13 protein-coding genes and 1 tRNA gene are annotated in these 15,106 nt (G+C 28.1%); 2 read left to right on the forward strand and 12 right to left on the reverse strand.

Annotated features, from left to right (window positions below; translation table 11 throughout):
- The 5 genes from fba to HMPREF0078_RS04975 form a co-directional block, all read right to left on the reverse strand.
- On the reverse strand, positions 1-870 hold the full coding sequence (fba, locus tag HMPREF0078_RS04955) for a class II fructose-1,6-bisphosphate aldolase (protein WP_004839035.1): 870 nt from the start codon (positions 868-870) through the stop codon (positions 1-3).
- A 9-nt stretch (positions 871-879) separates the two neighbouring features.
- Positions 880-1,179: a thioredoxin family protein gene (locus HMPREF0078_RS04960; RefSeq protein ID WP_004839036.1), complete on the reverse strand. Its 300-nt coding sequence runs from the start codon at positions 1,177-1,179 to the stop codon at positions 880-882.
- A complete protein-coding gene (locus HMPREF0078_RS04965; protein WP_039920527.1) occupies positions 1,170-2,888 on the reverse strand; it encodes a proline--tRNA ligase in 1,719 nt (572 codons plus the stop codon). Before HMPREF0078_RS04965 ends, HMPREF0078_RS04960 begins: the two co-directional genes overlap by 10 nt.
- A gap of 63 nt (positions 2,889-2,951) precedes the next feature.
- Positions 2,952-3,443: a PTS sugar transporter subunit IIA gene (locus HMPREF0078_RS04970; protein ID WP_004839038.1), complete on the reverse strand. Its 492-nt coding sequence runs from the start codon at positions 3,441-3,443 to the stop codon at positions 2,952-2,954.
- On the reverse strand, positions 3,444-5,534 hold the full coding sequence (locus HMPREF0078_RS04975) for a Tex-like N-terminal domain-containing protein (RefSeq protein ID WP_004839039.1): 2,091 nt from the start codon (positions 5,532-5,534) through the stop codon (positions 3,444-3,446).
- Positions 5,535-5,793: 259 nt separating this feature from the next.
- Here HMPREF0078_RS04975 and HMPREF0078_RS04980 point away from each other — a divergent pair, with 259 nt between their 5' ends.
- Positions 5,794-6,282 carry a DUF5301 domain-containing protein gene (locus tag HMPREF0078_RS04980; protein WP_004839040.1) on the forward strand — a complete coding sequence of 163 codons (489 nt, stop codon included), beginning with the start codon at positions 5,794-5,796 and terminating at the stop codon, positions 6,280-6,282.
- Between the two features lie 91 nt (positions 6,283-6,373).
- Here HMPREF0078_RS04980 and HMPREF0078_RS04985 read toward each other — a convergent pair whose 3' ends face one another.
- Positions 6,374-7,546 (reverse strand): hypothetical protein, encoded by a 1,173-nt coding sequence (locus HMPREF0078_RS04985; RefSeq protein WP_004839041.1) that lies wholly within the window; start codon positions 7,544-7,546, stop codon positions 6,374-6,376.
- Positions 7,547-7,641: 95 nt separating this feature from the next.
- Between HMPREF0078_RS04985 and HMPREF0078_RS04990 the strand changes: the two genes are divergently transcribed.
- Positions 7,642-7,717: transfer RNA gene (locus HMPREF0078_RS04990), tRNA-Thr, on the forward strand.
- A 74-nt stretch (positions 7,718-7,791) separates the two neighbouring features.
- On the opposite strand, the gene mtaB is transcribed toward HMPREF0078_RS04990, so the two are convergent.
- From mtaB to hemW, 6 genes are all read right to left on the reverse strand, one after another.
- Complete coding sequence (mtaB, locus tag HMPREF0078_RS04995) at positions 7,792-9,090, reverse strand: tRNA (N(6)-L-threonylcarbamoyladenosine(37)-C(2))-methylthiotransferase MtaB (protein WP_004839042.1); 1,299 nt, start codon at positions 9,088-9,090, stop codon at positions 7,792-7,794.
- Complete coding sequence (gene dnaJ, locus HMPREF0078_RS05000; protein WP_004839043.1) at positions 9,090-10,202, reverse strand: molecular chaperone DnaJ; 1,113 nt, start codon at positions 10,200-10,202, stop codon at positions 9,090-9,092. The genes mtaB and dnaJ overlap by 1 nt, the downstream gene beginning before the upstream one ends.
- Positions 10,203-10,391: 189 nt before the next feature.
- On the reverse strand, positions 10,392-12,212 hold the full coding sequence (gene dnaK, locus HMPREF0078_RS05005; RefSeq protein ID WP_004839044.1) for a molecular chaperone DnaK: 1,821 nt from the start codon (positions 12,210-12,212) through the stop codon (positions 10,392-10,394).
- A gap of 11 nt (positions 12,213-12,223) precedes the next feature.
- Positions 12,224-12,760, reverse strand: coding sequence for a nucleotide exchange factor GrpE (gene grpE / locus HMPREF0078_RS05010; RefSeq protein ID WP_039920530.1), 537 nt, complete (start codon positions 12,758-12,760; stop codon positions 12,224-12,226).
- Between the two features lie 17 nt (positions 12,761-12,777).
- Positions 12,778-13,776 (reverse strand): heat-inducible transcriptional repressor HrcA, encoded by a 999-nt coding sequence (hrcA, locus tag HMPREF0078_RS05015; RefSeq protein WP_039920532.1) that lies wholly within the window; start codon positions 13,774-13,776, stop codon positions 12,778-12,780.
- 74 nt (positions 13,777-13,850) lie between these two features.
- Entirely contained in the window at positions 13,851-14,975 is a 1,125-nt protein-coding gene (hemW, locus tag HMPREF0078_RS05020) for a radical SAM family heme chaperone HemW (protein ID WP_004839047.1), read from the reverse strand.
- Positions 14,976-15,106: the final 131 nt, after the last annotated feature.

A 15,106-nucleotide genomic window follows, 5' to 3' on the forward strand; every position in this document is an offset into this window, starting at 1 on the left:
TTATTTTTCTGCTGAATTTTCACATTCGAAAAATTCTATTTTTTCTCTAACCTTATCTTTGATTGCTTCAAAACCTGGTTTTAATACTTTTCTTGGGTCAAATCCCTTGCCAACTTTATCTTTACCTTCTTCAAAATATTTTCTTGTAGCTTCTGTAAATACTATTTGGCATTCAGTATTAATATTTATTTTTGAAACTCCTCTTTCGATAGCTTTTTTAACTTGTTCTTCTGGAATTCCTGTACCTCCGTGTAAAACTAGAGGAATTTTTCCAGCTGCTTCTTTGATTTCTTCAAGTCTTTTAAAATTAAGTCCTTGCCAATCTTCTGGATAAACTCCGTGAATATTTCCAATTCCTGCTGCTAAGAAATCAATGCCAAGTGATGCAACTTTTTTACATTCTTCAGGATCTGCTAATTCTCCTGCAGAAACAACTCCATCTTCTTCTCCACCGATTCCACCAACTTCCGCTTCTACAGAAACATTTTTAGAATGACATAACTCAACAATTTCTTTTGTTTTTTCTATATTTTCATCTATTGGTAGGCTTGAACCATCAAACATTATTGATGTAAATCCTGCATCTAGTGCTTTTTTAGCTCCTTCGTATGAACCATGGTCTAAGTGAAGGGCAACTGGTACTGTGATATTTAAATCTTTATCAAGTCCTTCAACCATTTTACTAACTACATTAAATCCACCCATATATTTTGCAGCACCTTCTGATACTCCCAAAATAACTGCTGATTTTTTTTCCTCACAAGCTTCAAGTATTGCCTTAGTCCATTCAAGGTTATTTATATTGAATTGTCCAATTCCATAACCATTTTCATAAGCCTTATCTAACATTTCTTTTGCATTAACTAACATATTTGCTCCTTAAATACTCCTTAATGAATTTATTATAAAATCATTTTCGTTTAGACTATCTTTAGTAATAGAAACTAAAGATGGTATTTGATTAATACCCAATTTTTTGATTAATTCCCTATTTTTATCGATGTCTATAATCATTTTTTTTATATTTTTATATGAGTCTTCTTCTTCTTTTAAAAAGTTTTTTTTCATTAAATTCGAAGAGCTTGACCAATTTGCATGAAATAGGGCTATTATTTTTTTATTATCAACTAATATCTTTTTTAAAAATTCTTTTGAAATTTTATAATCAACTATTTGCATAAATCGTCTTTTATTGAAGATATAATTTTTTCGATAGCTTCATCTGTTGGCATCTTTAAATTTTCCATATCAGATCTTTTTGAAAATTCTACCATATCATCTTTTGCATCTTTTCCTACAGTAATCCTATAAGGAACTCCAACCAAGTCTCTGTCATTAAATTTAACTCCAGCTCTTTCTTTCCTATCATCAAGCATTACTTCAATGCCTGCATCTAATAATTTATTGTAGATTTTTTCTGCTATTTCTTTTTGCTCTTCATTGTTTTTGTTTACAAGAGTTATCCAAGCTTCAAATGGAGCAACTTTTGTTGGCCAAATTATTCCATTTTCATCGTAATGTTGCTCAATAATTGCAGAAATTGATCTTGTAATTCCTATTCCATAAGAGCCCATTATAAATGGTTTTTGTTTTCCATTTTCATCCAAGAAATAAGCCTCAAGGCTTTCAGAATATTTTGTTCCTAATTGGAAGATATTTCCTACTTCAATTCCTCGAGCAAGTTGAAGTTTTTCTTTTCCATCTTGTGAAAGATCTCCTTCTTTTGCTGTCAATAAATCTTCGCAAACTTCCCCATTAAAATCTCTCTTATAATTTGCATTTATATAATGGTGGTCAGTTTTATTTGCTCCAATTACCATATTTTTATATCTTGTAATTGACTTATCAACAATAACTCTCACATCTTCTTTTAAATCTTTTGGACCAGTAAAACCAGGTTCTGCTCCAGTGATTTTTTTTATTGTTTCATCATCCATCATTTCTATTTCATGTTCTGGGACTTGTAAATACGAAATTAATTTTGCCATATTCAATTCCCTATCTCCTGGAACAATAACAAGAACTGGTTCGCCTTTTACCAATAAATCTACAGCTTTGGCACATTTATTTTGTTCTATTTTTAGAAAATTTGAAACTTCTTCAATTGTTTTTGCATCTTTTGTTTCTACTAATTCTAATTCTTTTTCTTCTTCATTTTCGTCAATTTCTAGGAAAAATTTTGCAGATTCATCAGTTGCTGCATAATTTGAATTTTCTGTATAAAAAATTTCGCCTTCTCCTGTTTCTGCAAGTGCCATAAATTCGTGGCTTATATTTCCACCCATAGCTCCAGAATCTCCCTCAACAATTTTATAATCAAGGTCTAAGGCATCAAAAACTTCTACATAAGCATCCCACATTTTTTGGTAAGATTTTTTCAATCCTTCCATATCAACATCAAATGAATAAGCATCTTTCATTATAAAATCTCTTGACCTATTTATTCCAAATCTTGGTCTTTTTTCATCCCTAAATTTTGAAACTATTTGGTACAAATTTAATGGAAGTTGCTTATATGAATTTAATTCGTCTTTAATTAAATTTGTAAATTGTTCTTCGGCAGTTGGTCCAAGGCAAAATTCTCTGTCGTGTCTATCTTTTATTTTAAACATTTCCGGTCCAAAATTTTGCCATCTACCAGATTTTTCCCAAATATCTTTACTTTGTAATACTGATGTACTTACTTCTATAGAATCATATTTTTCCATAGATTTTCTTACAATATTTTCAATTTTATTTATAACTTTCATTCCTAATGGCAAGTAGGAATAAACTCCTGATGAAGTTTTTCTAATAAAAGCTCCTCTTACCAAAAGCTTATGACTTTGTGTTTCTGCATCTTGAGGATCATCTCTTAATGTAGGCATATAATAATTCGATAATCTCATTTATCCTCCACTTTTTAAATTTTTATCCTTAAAAATATTATCACACTTAGTTTTTTTAATCAATTATTCTGCGATAGTAACTGTTTGAACTTCTTTGCCACAATTTGCGTCAAAATTTATTTCTGATAAAATATTTTCTTCCAAATTTGCAACTATACATGGAGTTATAATTGATGGAACTTTATCTTTTATTTTTTCAATATCTACTGACAATACCTTATCGCCTTTTTTAACTATATCTCCAACTTTAACATGAGGAGTAAAGCCTTCGCCTTTTAATTCTACTGTTTCAAGTCCAAAATGTACTAATACTTCTAATCCTTCTTGTGTTTTTATTCCGATCGCATGGTATCCTTCTGGTTGTAAAGTAACTTCTCCACTTACTGGAGCAAAAACTTCGCCATTTTCAGGTTCTACTGCAAATCCATCTCCAACCATTTTTTCTGCAAAAACTGGATCTGGCACTTCTTCTAATTTTACAACTTTTCCTTTTACTGGACTTGCTATAGATACGATTTTTTCTTCCTTTTTTTTCTTTTTAAAAAAATCAAACATTTACTTCTCCTTTAAATTTTTCATTGACAAACCAATTCTTTCTCTTTTTTTGTCAATTTCTATTACTTTTACTTTTATTATATCAGAATTTGTAACAATCTCATTTGGATCTTTTATAAATTTATCGCTCATATTTGATATATGAACAAGTCCATCAATTCCTACTCCAATATCAACAAAACAACCGAACTCTGTTATATTTCTTACAGTTCCTTCCAAAATATCTCCCTCATTCAAATCATCTATTGATAAAATTTCACTTTTTGTAACAACTTCTGGAAGTTCATCTCTTGGATCACGTCCTGGTTTTTTTAATTCTTCAATTATATCTTTTAAGGTTAAAACACCTACTTCAAGTTCGTCAGCACATTTTTCTAAATCAATTTCATCCAAATTATAATCTACAAGTTTTTTTGCAATAACGTAGCTTTCTGGATGAACTGCTGTATTATCTAAAAAGTTTGAAGAGTCAGGAAATCTCAAAAATCCAGCTGCCATCTTATAAGTTTTATCTCCAAGACCTTTAACTTTTTTTAAGTCTTTTCTTTCTTTTATCGCACCATTTTTAAAATCTTCTTCAATTCTTTTTGCAAGATTTAAATTTAATCCAGAAACATAAGATAATAATTTGTAAGATGCATTATTTATATTAACGCCAACTTCATTTACGCTATCTTCTACAACTTTTGAAAGCTCATCGTCTAATTTTTTTTGATTTATATCATGTTGATATTGTCCAACGCCCAAATGTTTTGGATCAATTTTTACAAGCTCTGCCATAGGATCTTGAAGTCTTCTTGCCATTGAAACTGCACCTCTAATTGTAACATCAAGATTTGGAAATTCTTCTTCCCCAAGCTTTGATGCAGAATAAACAGAAGCTCCTGCTTCATTTACAATTGCATAAGAAACACCATCAACTTCTTTTAATAATTTATTTACAACAATTTCAGTTTCCCTACTTGCAGTTGCATTTCCCAAAGCAATTATATCAACATCGTATTTACTAATTAAATTTTTTAAAATCTCAATAGATTCTTTTTCTTTAGAGTGAGGTTTTACTGGATAAATTACAGCTTGATCTAAATATTTTCCGTGCTTATCAATAACAGCAACCTTACAACCTGTCCTAAAACCCGGATCAAGACCAATTATATTTTTATCTTTGATAGGTCTTTGTAAAATATATGGCTTCAGATTTTTTGAAAAAACTTTAATTGATTCATTTTCGGCATTTTCTGTAAGCTTATTTTTTATTTCAGTTGTTATTGTAGGAATTAAAAGCCTTTTGTATGAATCTTCAATAGCTTTTCTTATCAAAGATTCTGTATAATCATTGTTGGATTTGTAAAGATTTTTGATTAAAGTTAGATTGTAATTATCTGTAAATTCTAATTTTACAGTCAAATCATTATTTTTTTCTGCCCTATTTAAGGCTAAAATTTGAAAAGGCTTTAAATTTTTAATTTTTTCATCAAAATCATAATAATTTTCATAAATTAAATCTTCATCTTCTTTTTTTTCTGCCAAAATTCTTGCCCTAACAAGTCCATCTCTTCTAATTATATTTTTCGCCTCAATATTATTTGCAACATCTTCTGCCAAAATATCCAAAGATTTATTTATAGCATCAACTTCATCCTCTACGCCTTCTTTTATGTATTTTTTTGCAAGTTCAAGACCTTCTTCTTCACTTGTTGCATTCATCAAAATCTCATCCAAAAGCTCCATTAGACCAAGCTCTTTTGCCTTATCAGCTCTTGTTTTTCTTTTTTTCTTAAAAGGAGCATATATATCTTCAAGCTCAGTCAATGTTTTTGCCTTTTCAATTTTTTCTTTCAATTCATCATCAAGCTTTTCTTGATTTTCCAAAGAAGTAAGAATTTCTTCTTTTCTTTTTTCAAAATTTCTAAGCCTTGTAAGACCACTTTCAATATCTCTAATTTCAGTATCTTTTAAGCCACCAGTTTTTTCTTTTCTATATCTTGCAATGAAAGCAACAGTAGAGCCTTCATCCAATAATTTTATAACCTCATCGATACTTTTTTGATTAATATTCAATTCATCGGAAAGAATTTTTGATATTTCCATTATTACCTCACTAATTCAATCTAAAATCACAAAAATATAGGAGATTTCCTATATTTTTTAATTAATATATTTCTTTAAATACAAATATACTATACCCTAATAGGTCATTAATTCGAAAAAATAGAATATAATATTTAAGAATTATTAAAATTTGTGAAAGTAGTATAACTTTAAAACTTTTGCATTAGCTTTTAATCCAGTATGGTTAATATATAAATTCCTACAAATTTTTAATATAAAATATAAAAGGAGAAAGATTATGAAGAAAAATAAAAAAATATTTTTATTAATTTCAGCTATTATAATCATTAGTCTTAGTTTGATTTTTAAATATAAAACTAATAATGAAAAAGTAAAGACACCTAAACTTGATGAGATTAGTAGTATTACATTTATTAGAGTTATTAATGATAGAGGAGTTGAGAAAAGAGAAGTTTATAAAAAATCACATATAAATAAATTTTTAAATATAATAAAAGATTCAGAAAAAACAAAAAAGATAAGTATTTCAAATTTCCCTGATAAAGAAGAATTTATTATAGTTACTTTCAAAATTAAAGATGGTGGTTTTATTATAAGCTCAATTTATGAAGAAAATAATAGTATTTATTTTGAACAAGCTTTTAATGATATTTTTAAATTAAATTATAACGATAATTTATATTTACTGTTAGATAATATTTCCCAAGAAAATAATAAAGAAGATATTTCAGTAAATATTGAAGAGTTATTAGACAGTGACTTCTAAATATTATTCTCCCTTTTTATATAGAATTTTTTACAAAATAAAAAAGCTGGTGCAAAACCATTATTGATTAATGATTTTTACCAGCTTTAATTTAATTTTCTGTTATATAATTTATTTTATATTTTGGGAAATTCATAGAAATTGTTCTTCCTTGAAATTCATTTCCAAATGACCTATCAAGCTCATATAGGTTTGATGGATCATAAAATACTACCTTTGAATTTTTTGCTTTTTGTGGAATCAAATCAAGTTGAAATTTATATTTTGACCTATTTTTTGAATAATCTAAAAGCAAATCAATAAATCTTCCATAATCATAATCATTGAAATTTTCAAATTCCAAATCAAGCTTGTATTCATCATCTTGTCTAATATCAGCTTTACACTTGTCTGATTTATAAGATTTTTTCACTCCATCAGCCAAATTTGTAAGAGAAATCATTGTGATAAGTTTGCTGTTTTTGTCATTTATAAGATTGATTAAATCATTTTGATTCATTTTATCTCTAAAATCATATAAATTTATTTCTTCATTCACATTTTCATTTAGTTTTTTATCTATATCCTTCAAATTTAATCTTTTTGTTTGAGTTTTTTCTAAATCATCCTCTACCTGTTCGTTTTCTTCTTTTTTCAAAACTTTTCTATCTGAATTTTTGCTTTTGTTTTGAGAATTTTTTCTAAAAGGAATATTTAAATCATCAAACCTCATTCTGCCTGTATTTCCCTTAAATGTATCAACTCTTTTATATGTATTATATAAAGTTGTAAATACCATAAATAAAAAAGATAGGCTTGTAAGTAAATGTAAAATATTTTTATAAATTCCACCTCCAGGATTAAATACATTTAATAAAAGCATAATCAAAAATGGAAGTGAGCCTGTGTATGCGAAAAAACTTTTTATAGGATTTTTATCAGACTTTTGTTTTTTTACTGGATTTTTATCTTTAAAAAGTTCTTTTTTTCTCTTATTTTTCCTTATTCTTTTTATATTTTTATAGGCAAAAATAAAAAATCCCAAAGCATACAATATATTTATAATAAGCTTAATACTAGGATAATTTTGGTAAATATCTATCGGCAAAACCCTCATAATAAAATCGAAAATAAAGGTCATTACTAATAAAAATAAACCAGCCTTTATTAAAATTTTTGATATTAAAAACAAAATAGCAAGTCCTAAAATTAAAACTATAATTACTAATGGCAAATTCATTTTGTTTAAAATATCATATATTCCATCATAATTTAAATTATTCATATTACCACCTTTGAAATAATTATACCAAATATAAAAAAAAATTGAAATCTATCTATATTGAATAAATTTTAAATTTTCGTATAATAAATTTATATGCTGGAATAGCTCAATCGGTAGAGCAATTGTATCGTAAACAAAAGGTTGCGGGTTCAAGTCCTGTTTCCAGCTCCAAATATAAAAAGGCTATTGCAAAAAATTATTTTTTTATAATTTTGCAATAGCCTTTTAAAATTTTTATAAAATTTTTAATCTACAATATCTCCAATCAAATAATCATCTATTCTTTGAGTTATTTTTACATTTTTTATTTCATTAATTTCTACTCTATCCTTGCTATGAACCCTTAAATAATTTGTAGAATATCCTGACCTATATCCATCAAGTTCTGTTTTTGTTTCAAATAAAACTGAAAGAGTTTTTCCAATTTGCTTATCTAAAAATTCATGAGAAATTTCTTTTTCAATTTCAGATAATTCCTTTGACCTACGTTTTTTAATGTTTCCATCAACTTGATTTTTCATACTAGCAGCCTTAGTTCCATCTCTTTTTGAATATTTGAAAAGATGAGTTTTTGAAAATTTAATATCTTTTACAAAGTTTTTAGTTTCTTCGTGATTTTTTTCGCTCTCATTTGGAAAACCTACAATTATATCAGTTGTAAGTCCTGCATTTGGAAAATATTCCCTAATCAAATCTACTTTTTCTTTAAAAACTTTTGTGGTATATTTTCTATTCATTAATTTTAAAACATCATCAGAACCCGATTGTAGGGATAAATGAAAATGATCACAGGCTTTTTTTGTATCTTTCATTCTTTTTAAAAATTCCCTATCAATATGCCTTGGCTCCATTGATGATAATCTAATTCTTTCTATCCCATCAATTTTTGCAATGTGTTCAATTACATCTATTAATGAAATATCCAAATCAAAATCTTTTCCATAACTTGCAACATGAATTCCTGTAAGGACAATCTCCTTATAACCATTATCCCTAAGTCTTTTTGCCTCATCAATTATTGAAACCAAATCCCTTGATGCAATATTTCCTCTTGCATAAGGAATCAAACAATATGAGCAATACATATTGCAACCGTCTTGGATTTTTATATAAGCACGAGTCATATCAGCTTGATTTGAAATTTCCAAATCTTCAATTGCCTCTCCTATAGAAAATTCTTCTACATCTTCCATTTTTTCATTATTTTTAATGAAATTTTCACAAAGGTCAACCACTTCTTCTTTATTTCTAGATCCCAAAATAATATCAACGCCATCAATTTTTTTTACTTCATCAGCCTTTACTTGTGAATAGCAACCAATAACTGCAATTACTGCATCTTTGTTTTCTTTTCTTGCTTTTGAAATAGTTTGTCTGGATTTTCTATCGCTCATATTTGTTACTGTGCAAGTATTTATAACATAAATATCAGCATTTTCTTCTTTTTTTTCAAATCCTCTTTTTTTGAATAATTCTTCTATAGCCTCTGATTCATATTGGTTTACTTTGCATCCTAAAGTTTTTATATTAAATGTTTTTTTCATTAATCAAACAAATCCTTTAATTTTTCAAAAAAGTTCTTGTCTTCTTTTACCTCATCGCCAGATATTTCAGCAAACTCTTTTAATTTTTCTTTTTGTTCTTTAGATAATTTTGTTGGAGTAATAACTTTTACATAGAAATAAAGATCTCCTTGTCTTTTAAATCTATCAGATTTTATTCCTTCATTTTTAATTCTAAATTTACTTCCTGTTTGAGTTCCTGCTGGGATATGATATTCTTGAGTTGTTGTAAGAGTAGGAACTTCTACATTTCCGCCCAAAGCTGCTGTTGCAAAAGAAATTGGCATCTCATAATAAATATCAAGTCCATCTCTTTTAAAAATTTCGTGTTCTTCAACTTTTAAAATTATATACAAATCTCCATAAGAACCACCATTTTCTCCAGCATTTCCCTTTCCAACAACTCTCATTACAGAATCATTTTCAACACCTGATGGTATATCAATTTTTATTTTTTCATTTTTAATTTTTCTTCCTGTTCCATGGCAATCTGGACATTTTTCTTCAATAATTTCTCCAGATCCATGGCAATTATCACAAGTTGTTTGGCGAGAAACAGTTCCAAATGGAGTTTGGCTAATATTATTTATAACGCCCGTTCCATTACACTTAGGACAAGTTTTTATTTTACTTTCATCTTTTGCGCCTTTGCCGTTACAAGTTTCACATTCAACTTCTCTTCTTACTTGAATTTCTTTAGAAATTCCAAAAGCTGATTCTTTGAAAGTTAGCTTTACTACTTGTTGGATATCAGATCCTTTTCTGGGTCTTTTTCTGCTTTGACTTCTTCCTTGGGAGAATATATCTCCAAATATATCTCCAAATATATCTCCAAATCCACCAAAATCACCAGAAAATCCTCCAGCTCCGCCGTTTTCAAATGCAGCTGATCCGTAGGTATCGTATTGACGTTTTTTTTGTGGATCAGACAAGATTTCGTAAGCTTCAGATATTTCTTTAAATTTTTCTTGAGCCTCTTCGTCATCTGGATTTAAATCTGGATGATATTTTTTTGCAAGTTTCCTATATTTTCTTTTTAATTCAGAATCAGTGACATTTTTGTCAACTTCTAATAATTCATAAGGGTCTTTCATTTATCCTCCAATATAAAAAAAATAAATTATTGCTAATTTATTTGTAGTATCTTAATTTATAATTTTATTTTTTTATCTAAGCTCAACTATTATACCACTTTGATAAAAAAATTAAATTATATTTTAAAATTTAAAATAAAAATAAAGAATAAGAAGCAAGGCTTCCTATTCTTCAAATTTTATTTATTTTTATTCTTCATCGTCATCTACAACTTCATAATCAGCATCTACTACATCATCGTCAGCTTTTCCAGCGTTTTGACCTTCTTGACTTGCTTGAGCGTTTTTATACATTGCTTCACTCATTGAGTAGATTTCTTGTTGTAGCGCTTCTGTTTTTGCTTTGATGTCTTCAGTATTGTCAGCTTTAATGCTAGCTTCAAGATCTTTGATTTTTTCTTCAATCTTATCTTTTTCGCTTCCTTCAACTTTTGCATCTTCAAGAGTTTTTCTTGCTTGGTAAACTAATGATTCAGCATTGTTTTTAACTTCAATACTTTCTTTTTTCTTTTTATCATCTTCAGCAAATTTTTCAGCTTCTTTTACTTTTTTATCTATTTCTTCATCAGTTAAGTTTGTTGATGATGTGATAGTGATTTTTTGTTCTTTTCCACTTCCTTGGTCTTTTGCAGATACATTTACAATACCATTTGCATCGATATCAAATGTAACTTCTATTTGTGGAACTCCACGTCTTGCTGCAGGAATTCCTGTAAGTTGGAATCTTCCAAGTGTGGTATTATCTGCTGCCATTTCTCTTTCACCTTGTACAACGTGAATATCTACATCAGTTTGTCCGTCTGCAGCTGTTGTAAAGATTTGAGATTTTTTAGTTGGAATCGTTGTATTTCTTTCGATTAATTTTGTAGCAACTCCACCAAGAGTTTCAATTCCTAGTGAAAGTGGTGTAACATCAAGAAGTAATAAATCTTTAACTTCTCCTGTTAAAACTCCACCTTGAATTGCAGCACCAAGTGCAACACATTCGTCTGGATTTATATCTCTTTGTGGTTCTTTTCCAATTATATTTTTAACTAAATCTTGAACTGCAGGAATTCTTGATGATCCACCTACAAGTAAAACTTTTTCTATATCGCTTGATGATAATGAAGCATCTTTTAATGCATCTTCAACTGGTTTTCTTGTTGCTTCAACAAGATCGTGAGTTAATTCATCAAATTTTGCTCTTGTAACTGTTAAGTCTAAGTGAACTGGTTGTCCATCTACTGCTGTAATAAATGGTAAGTTTACATTTGTTGTTTTTGTTGATGATAATTCTTTTTTAGCTTTTTCAGCTGCATCTTTTAATCTTTGCATAGCTGTAAGATCTTTTGTTAAATCAACGCCAGTTTCTTTTTTAAATTCAGCTGCTAAATATTCAACTAATCTATTATCGAAGTCATCTCCACCTAATTTATTGTTTCCTCTTGTAGATAAAACTTCAAATACTCCATCGCCAACTTCTAGAATTGATACGTCGAATGTACCACCACCAAGGTCGTAAACCATAATTTTTGCTTGGTCAGTTTCTTTGTCCATTCCATAAGCAAGGGCTGCTGCTGTTGGTTCGTTTATAATTCTTTTTACATTTAAGCCTGCAATTTTTCCAGCATCTTTTGTAGCTTGTCTTTGAGCATCTGTAAAGTAAGCAGGAACTGTTATTACTGCATCTGTTACTGTATCATTTAAATAACTTTCTGCATCTGATTTTAATTTTTGTAAAATCATTGCTGAAACTTCTTCTGGTGTGTAAGAATTTCCATCAATTTCATTTGTTTTAAAATCTGATCCCATTTCTCTTTTGATTGATGAGATTGTTCTATCTGGATTTGTTATTGCTTGTCTTTTTGCAGTTTCTCCTACAAGTCTTTCTCCATCTTTTGTAAATGCTACAACTGATGGTGTTGTTCTGTTTCCTTCAGTATTTGGGATTATTGTTGAATCCCCACCTTCCATAACGGCAACTGCTGAGTTTGTTGTTCCTAAATCAATTCCTATAATTTTTGCCATATTAATTCCTCCTATTTTGCAACTTTAACCATGCTTGGTCTTATAACTCTATCATTTAGTTTGTATCCTTTTTGATAGGTTTCTATAATATAATTTGATTTGAAATCTTCGTTTTCTTCTGTTTGAAAAGCGTGATGGAAGTTTGGATCAAATTCTACTCCATCAGATTCGATTTCTTCAAGTCCTTCTTTTTCCAAAACTTTCCACAAAGAATCTCTTGTCATCATTATTCCTTTTACAAAAGAATCTTCGCTATCTTGATCTTTAAGCGCTCTATCAAAATTATCTAAAACTGGTAAAAGCTCTTCGATTAAATTTGATGAAGCAAACTTTTTAAAATCTGCTCTTGCTTTTTCTTCTCTTTTTTTGAAATTTGTAAAATCCGCCAATAGTCTTTGGTATTTTTCTTTGAATTCATTCTCATCTTCTGATGAATCTTTTTCTACATTACCATCTTCATCAACTATTTCAGCATCAATTTCTTCTAGTTGTTCATCTATATTTTCTTCTTGTTCAACATTTTCATCATGCTTTTTTTCATTGTCCACCTTAAACACCTACCTTATTATTTGCTAAGTAAATCTGATATTAGTTTGATGTCAGAAATAACTTCCTTATAATCAATTCTTGTAAGTCCTATAATTCCAATTTGGCCTACAATGTCTTTGTCATAATTAAAATGTGAAGTTATGATTGTATTATCTTTCAATTCATTTATCTCATTTTCATCACCAATAGTAATTTGTAATTCATTGTTGGAATTTTCAATCAATTCCCAAATCCTTTCCTTACTATCAAATATCTTAATAAACTCTCTAGCCTTAATTGGATCTTCAAATTCTTTGAAATTAAAAATATTGCCTAGTCCCTTTATAATAACTTCTTTTGTCAAATCACTTAAAGAATCATTATTGATTTTTTTCTCCAAAATATCTAACAAGTTTTCATATTTCTTAAAGCCAGAATTTTTGATTTTTTCAAAAATTTTTGCAAGGTCTTTTAAATTTTCACCTTCAATGTTTTGTTTTAAAGTCCTAGAAATTTCTATTAATTTTTCATCATCAATTTCTTCATTAATATAAATTCTATCGCTTATTAAACTTCCGTTATCATAAACAGCTATAAACAAAAGCATGTTAGGATTAATTTTTAAAAGTTCTAAATTTATGACTTTAGTAATATTATTTCTTATAGTGTAAGAAACAGCTGTAAGATTTGTCATTTTTGAAAGAAGTAGTGTTGCAGTCTCCACAATTTTTGAAACATTGCCATATCTTTTATCAAGAATTTTTTCTAAATTTTCATCTTCTTTTTCATTTAATGAATTTTCTAATAAATTATTTACATAAAGTCTGTAACCTTTATCAGATGGGTATCTTCCTCCCGATGTGTGAGCTTTTTCTAAAAGCCCCATTTTTTCAAGAGTGCTCATCTCATTTCTAATTGTTGCAGACGAAATATCTAGAGAATATTCATTAAGTAATGAATTTGAACCAATAGGCTCTCCAAGATTAACGTATGAGTTTATAATGGAAAAGAGTATCATCTTCTTTCTCTCGTTCATTATTTTCACCTCATTTAGCACTCCAATTATCTGACTGCTAATTATAATATACTAGGTAAATTTCTTTTTGCAAGTTATATTATTTCAATAAAAAATTCATTTGATAAATCAAAACCCTTGTGAGTAAATCTAATCCTATCATCAATTTTAAAAAATCCAAGTTTCAAAAATTTTTCAACAGGCTCACTATACTTTTCTAATAAGGATTGCCCAAATATATTTTCAAATTCTTTTAAATTAATTCCAGAAGTTTCTCTTAATTTAAAAATTATATATTCTTTTTCCCTTTCATCTTTTGAAATAAATTCCCTAAATTCTATTGGAAATTTTCCTTCATTAATTAATTTTTCATATTTTACAAAATTTTTTACGTTATTATATCTTACATTTGACAAAAATCCAGAAGCTCCAAGACCAAAGGCAAGGTATCCACCTTCTGACCAATATTTTTTATTGTGGTAAGATTCAAATCCCTTTTTTGAAAAATTAGAAATTTCATATCTATCTAATCCTAAATTTTTTAAATATTTTTCTATATAAGAAAAAATATCTCTTTCCAAATCATCATCCATAAGTTTAAGTTTATCTTTTTTATAAAGACTATAAAAATGTGAACCTTTTTCAAGAATTAAAGAATAATAAGATAAATGTTCTGGATTTATTTTTTTTATTATCTCCAAATCATTCTTTATAGAATCAAAATTTCCACCAGGCAGATTTAAAATCATATCTAAAGAAAGATTATCAAAACCTGCTTTTCTTATATTTTCTATATCTTTTAAGACAATTTCCTTATTATGGTCTCTACCAATTTTTTTTAAAACTTTATCATCAAAAGATTGGACACCAAGAGAAATTCTATTTATTCCCAAGTTCTTGTAGGCTTTTAATTTCTCCAAAGTCAAAGAATTTGGATTTGCCTCAATTGTAAATTCTTTTACATTACTTAAATCAAAATTTTTCAAAATTTCTACAAGCTCATCTATATAATGATAATCTACGTAAGTTGGCGTACCTCCACCAATATAAATAGAATCGACTTCTACGTTCATATTTTTTTGGTACAAGATTATTTCTTTTTTTAAATTTTCAAAATATGAAGCAATCCAAGATTCTAAATTTTGAAAGGCTGTAAAATCGCAGTAAAAGCATTTTTTCTTACAAAAAGGAATGTGAATATAGATTCCAATTTTTTCCATATTTTCTCCTTAAATTTTTGCAAATTAAAAGTTAGGACTTATCCTCACTTCAGATTGATAAAAGTATTCAAAGCCTCACGCTAAGAATATCATACGGAAAAAATTGATTTGATTTCAAATTTTAAAATTCG

The sequence above is a fragment of the Anaerococcus vaginalis ATCC 51170 genome (assembly GCF_000163295.1).
Taxonomy (GTDB): domain Bacteria; phylum Bacillota; class Clostridia; order Tissierellales; family Peptoniphilaceae; genus Anaerococcus; species Anaerococcus vaginalis.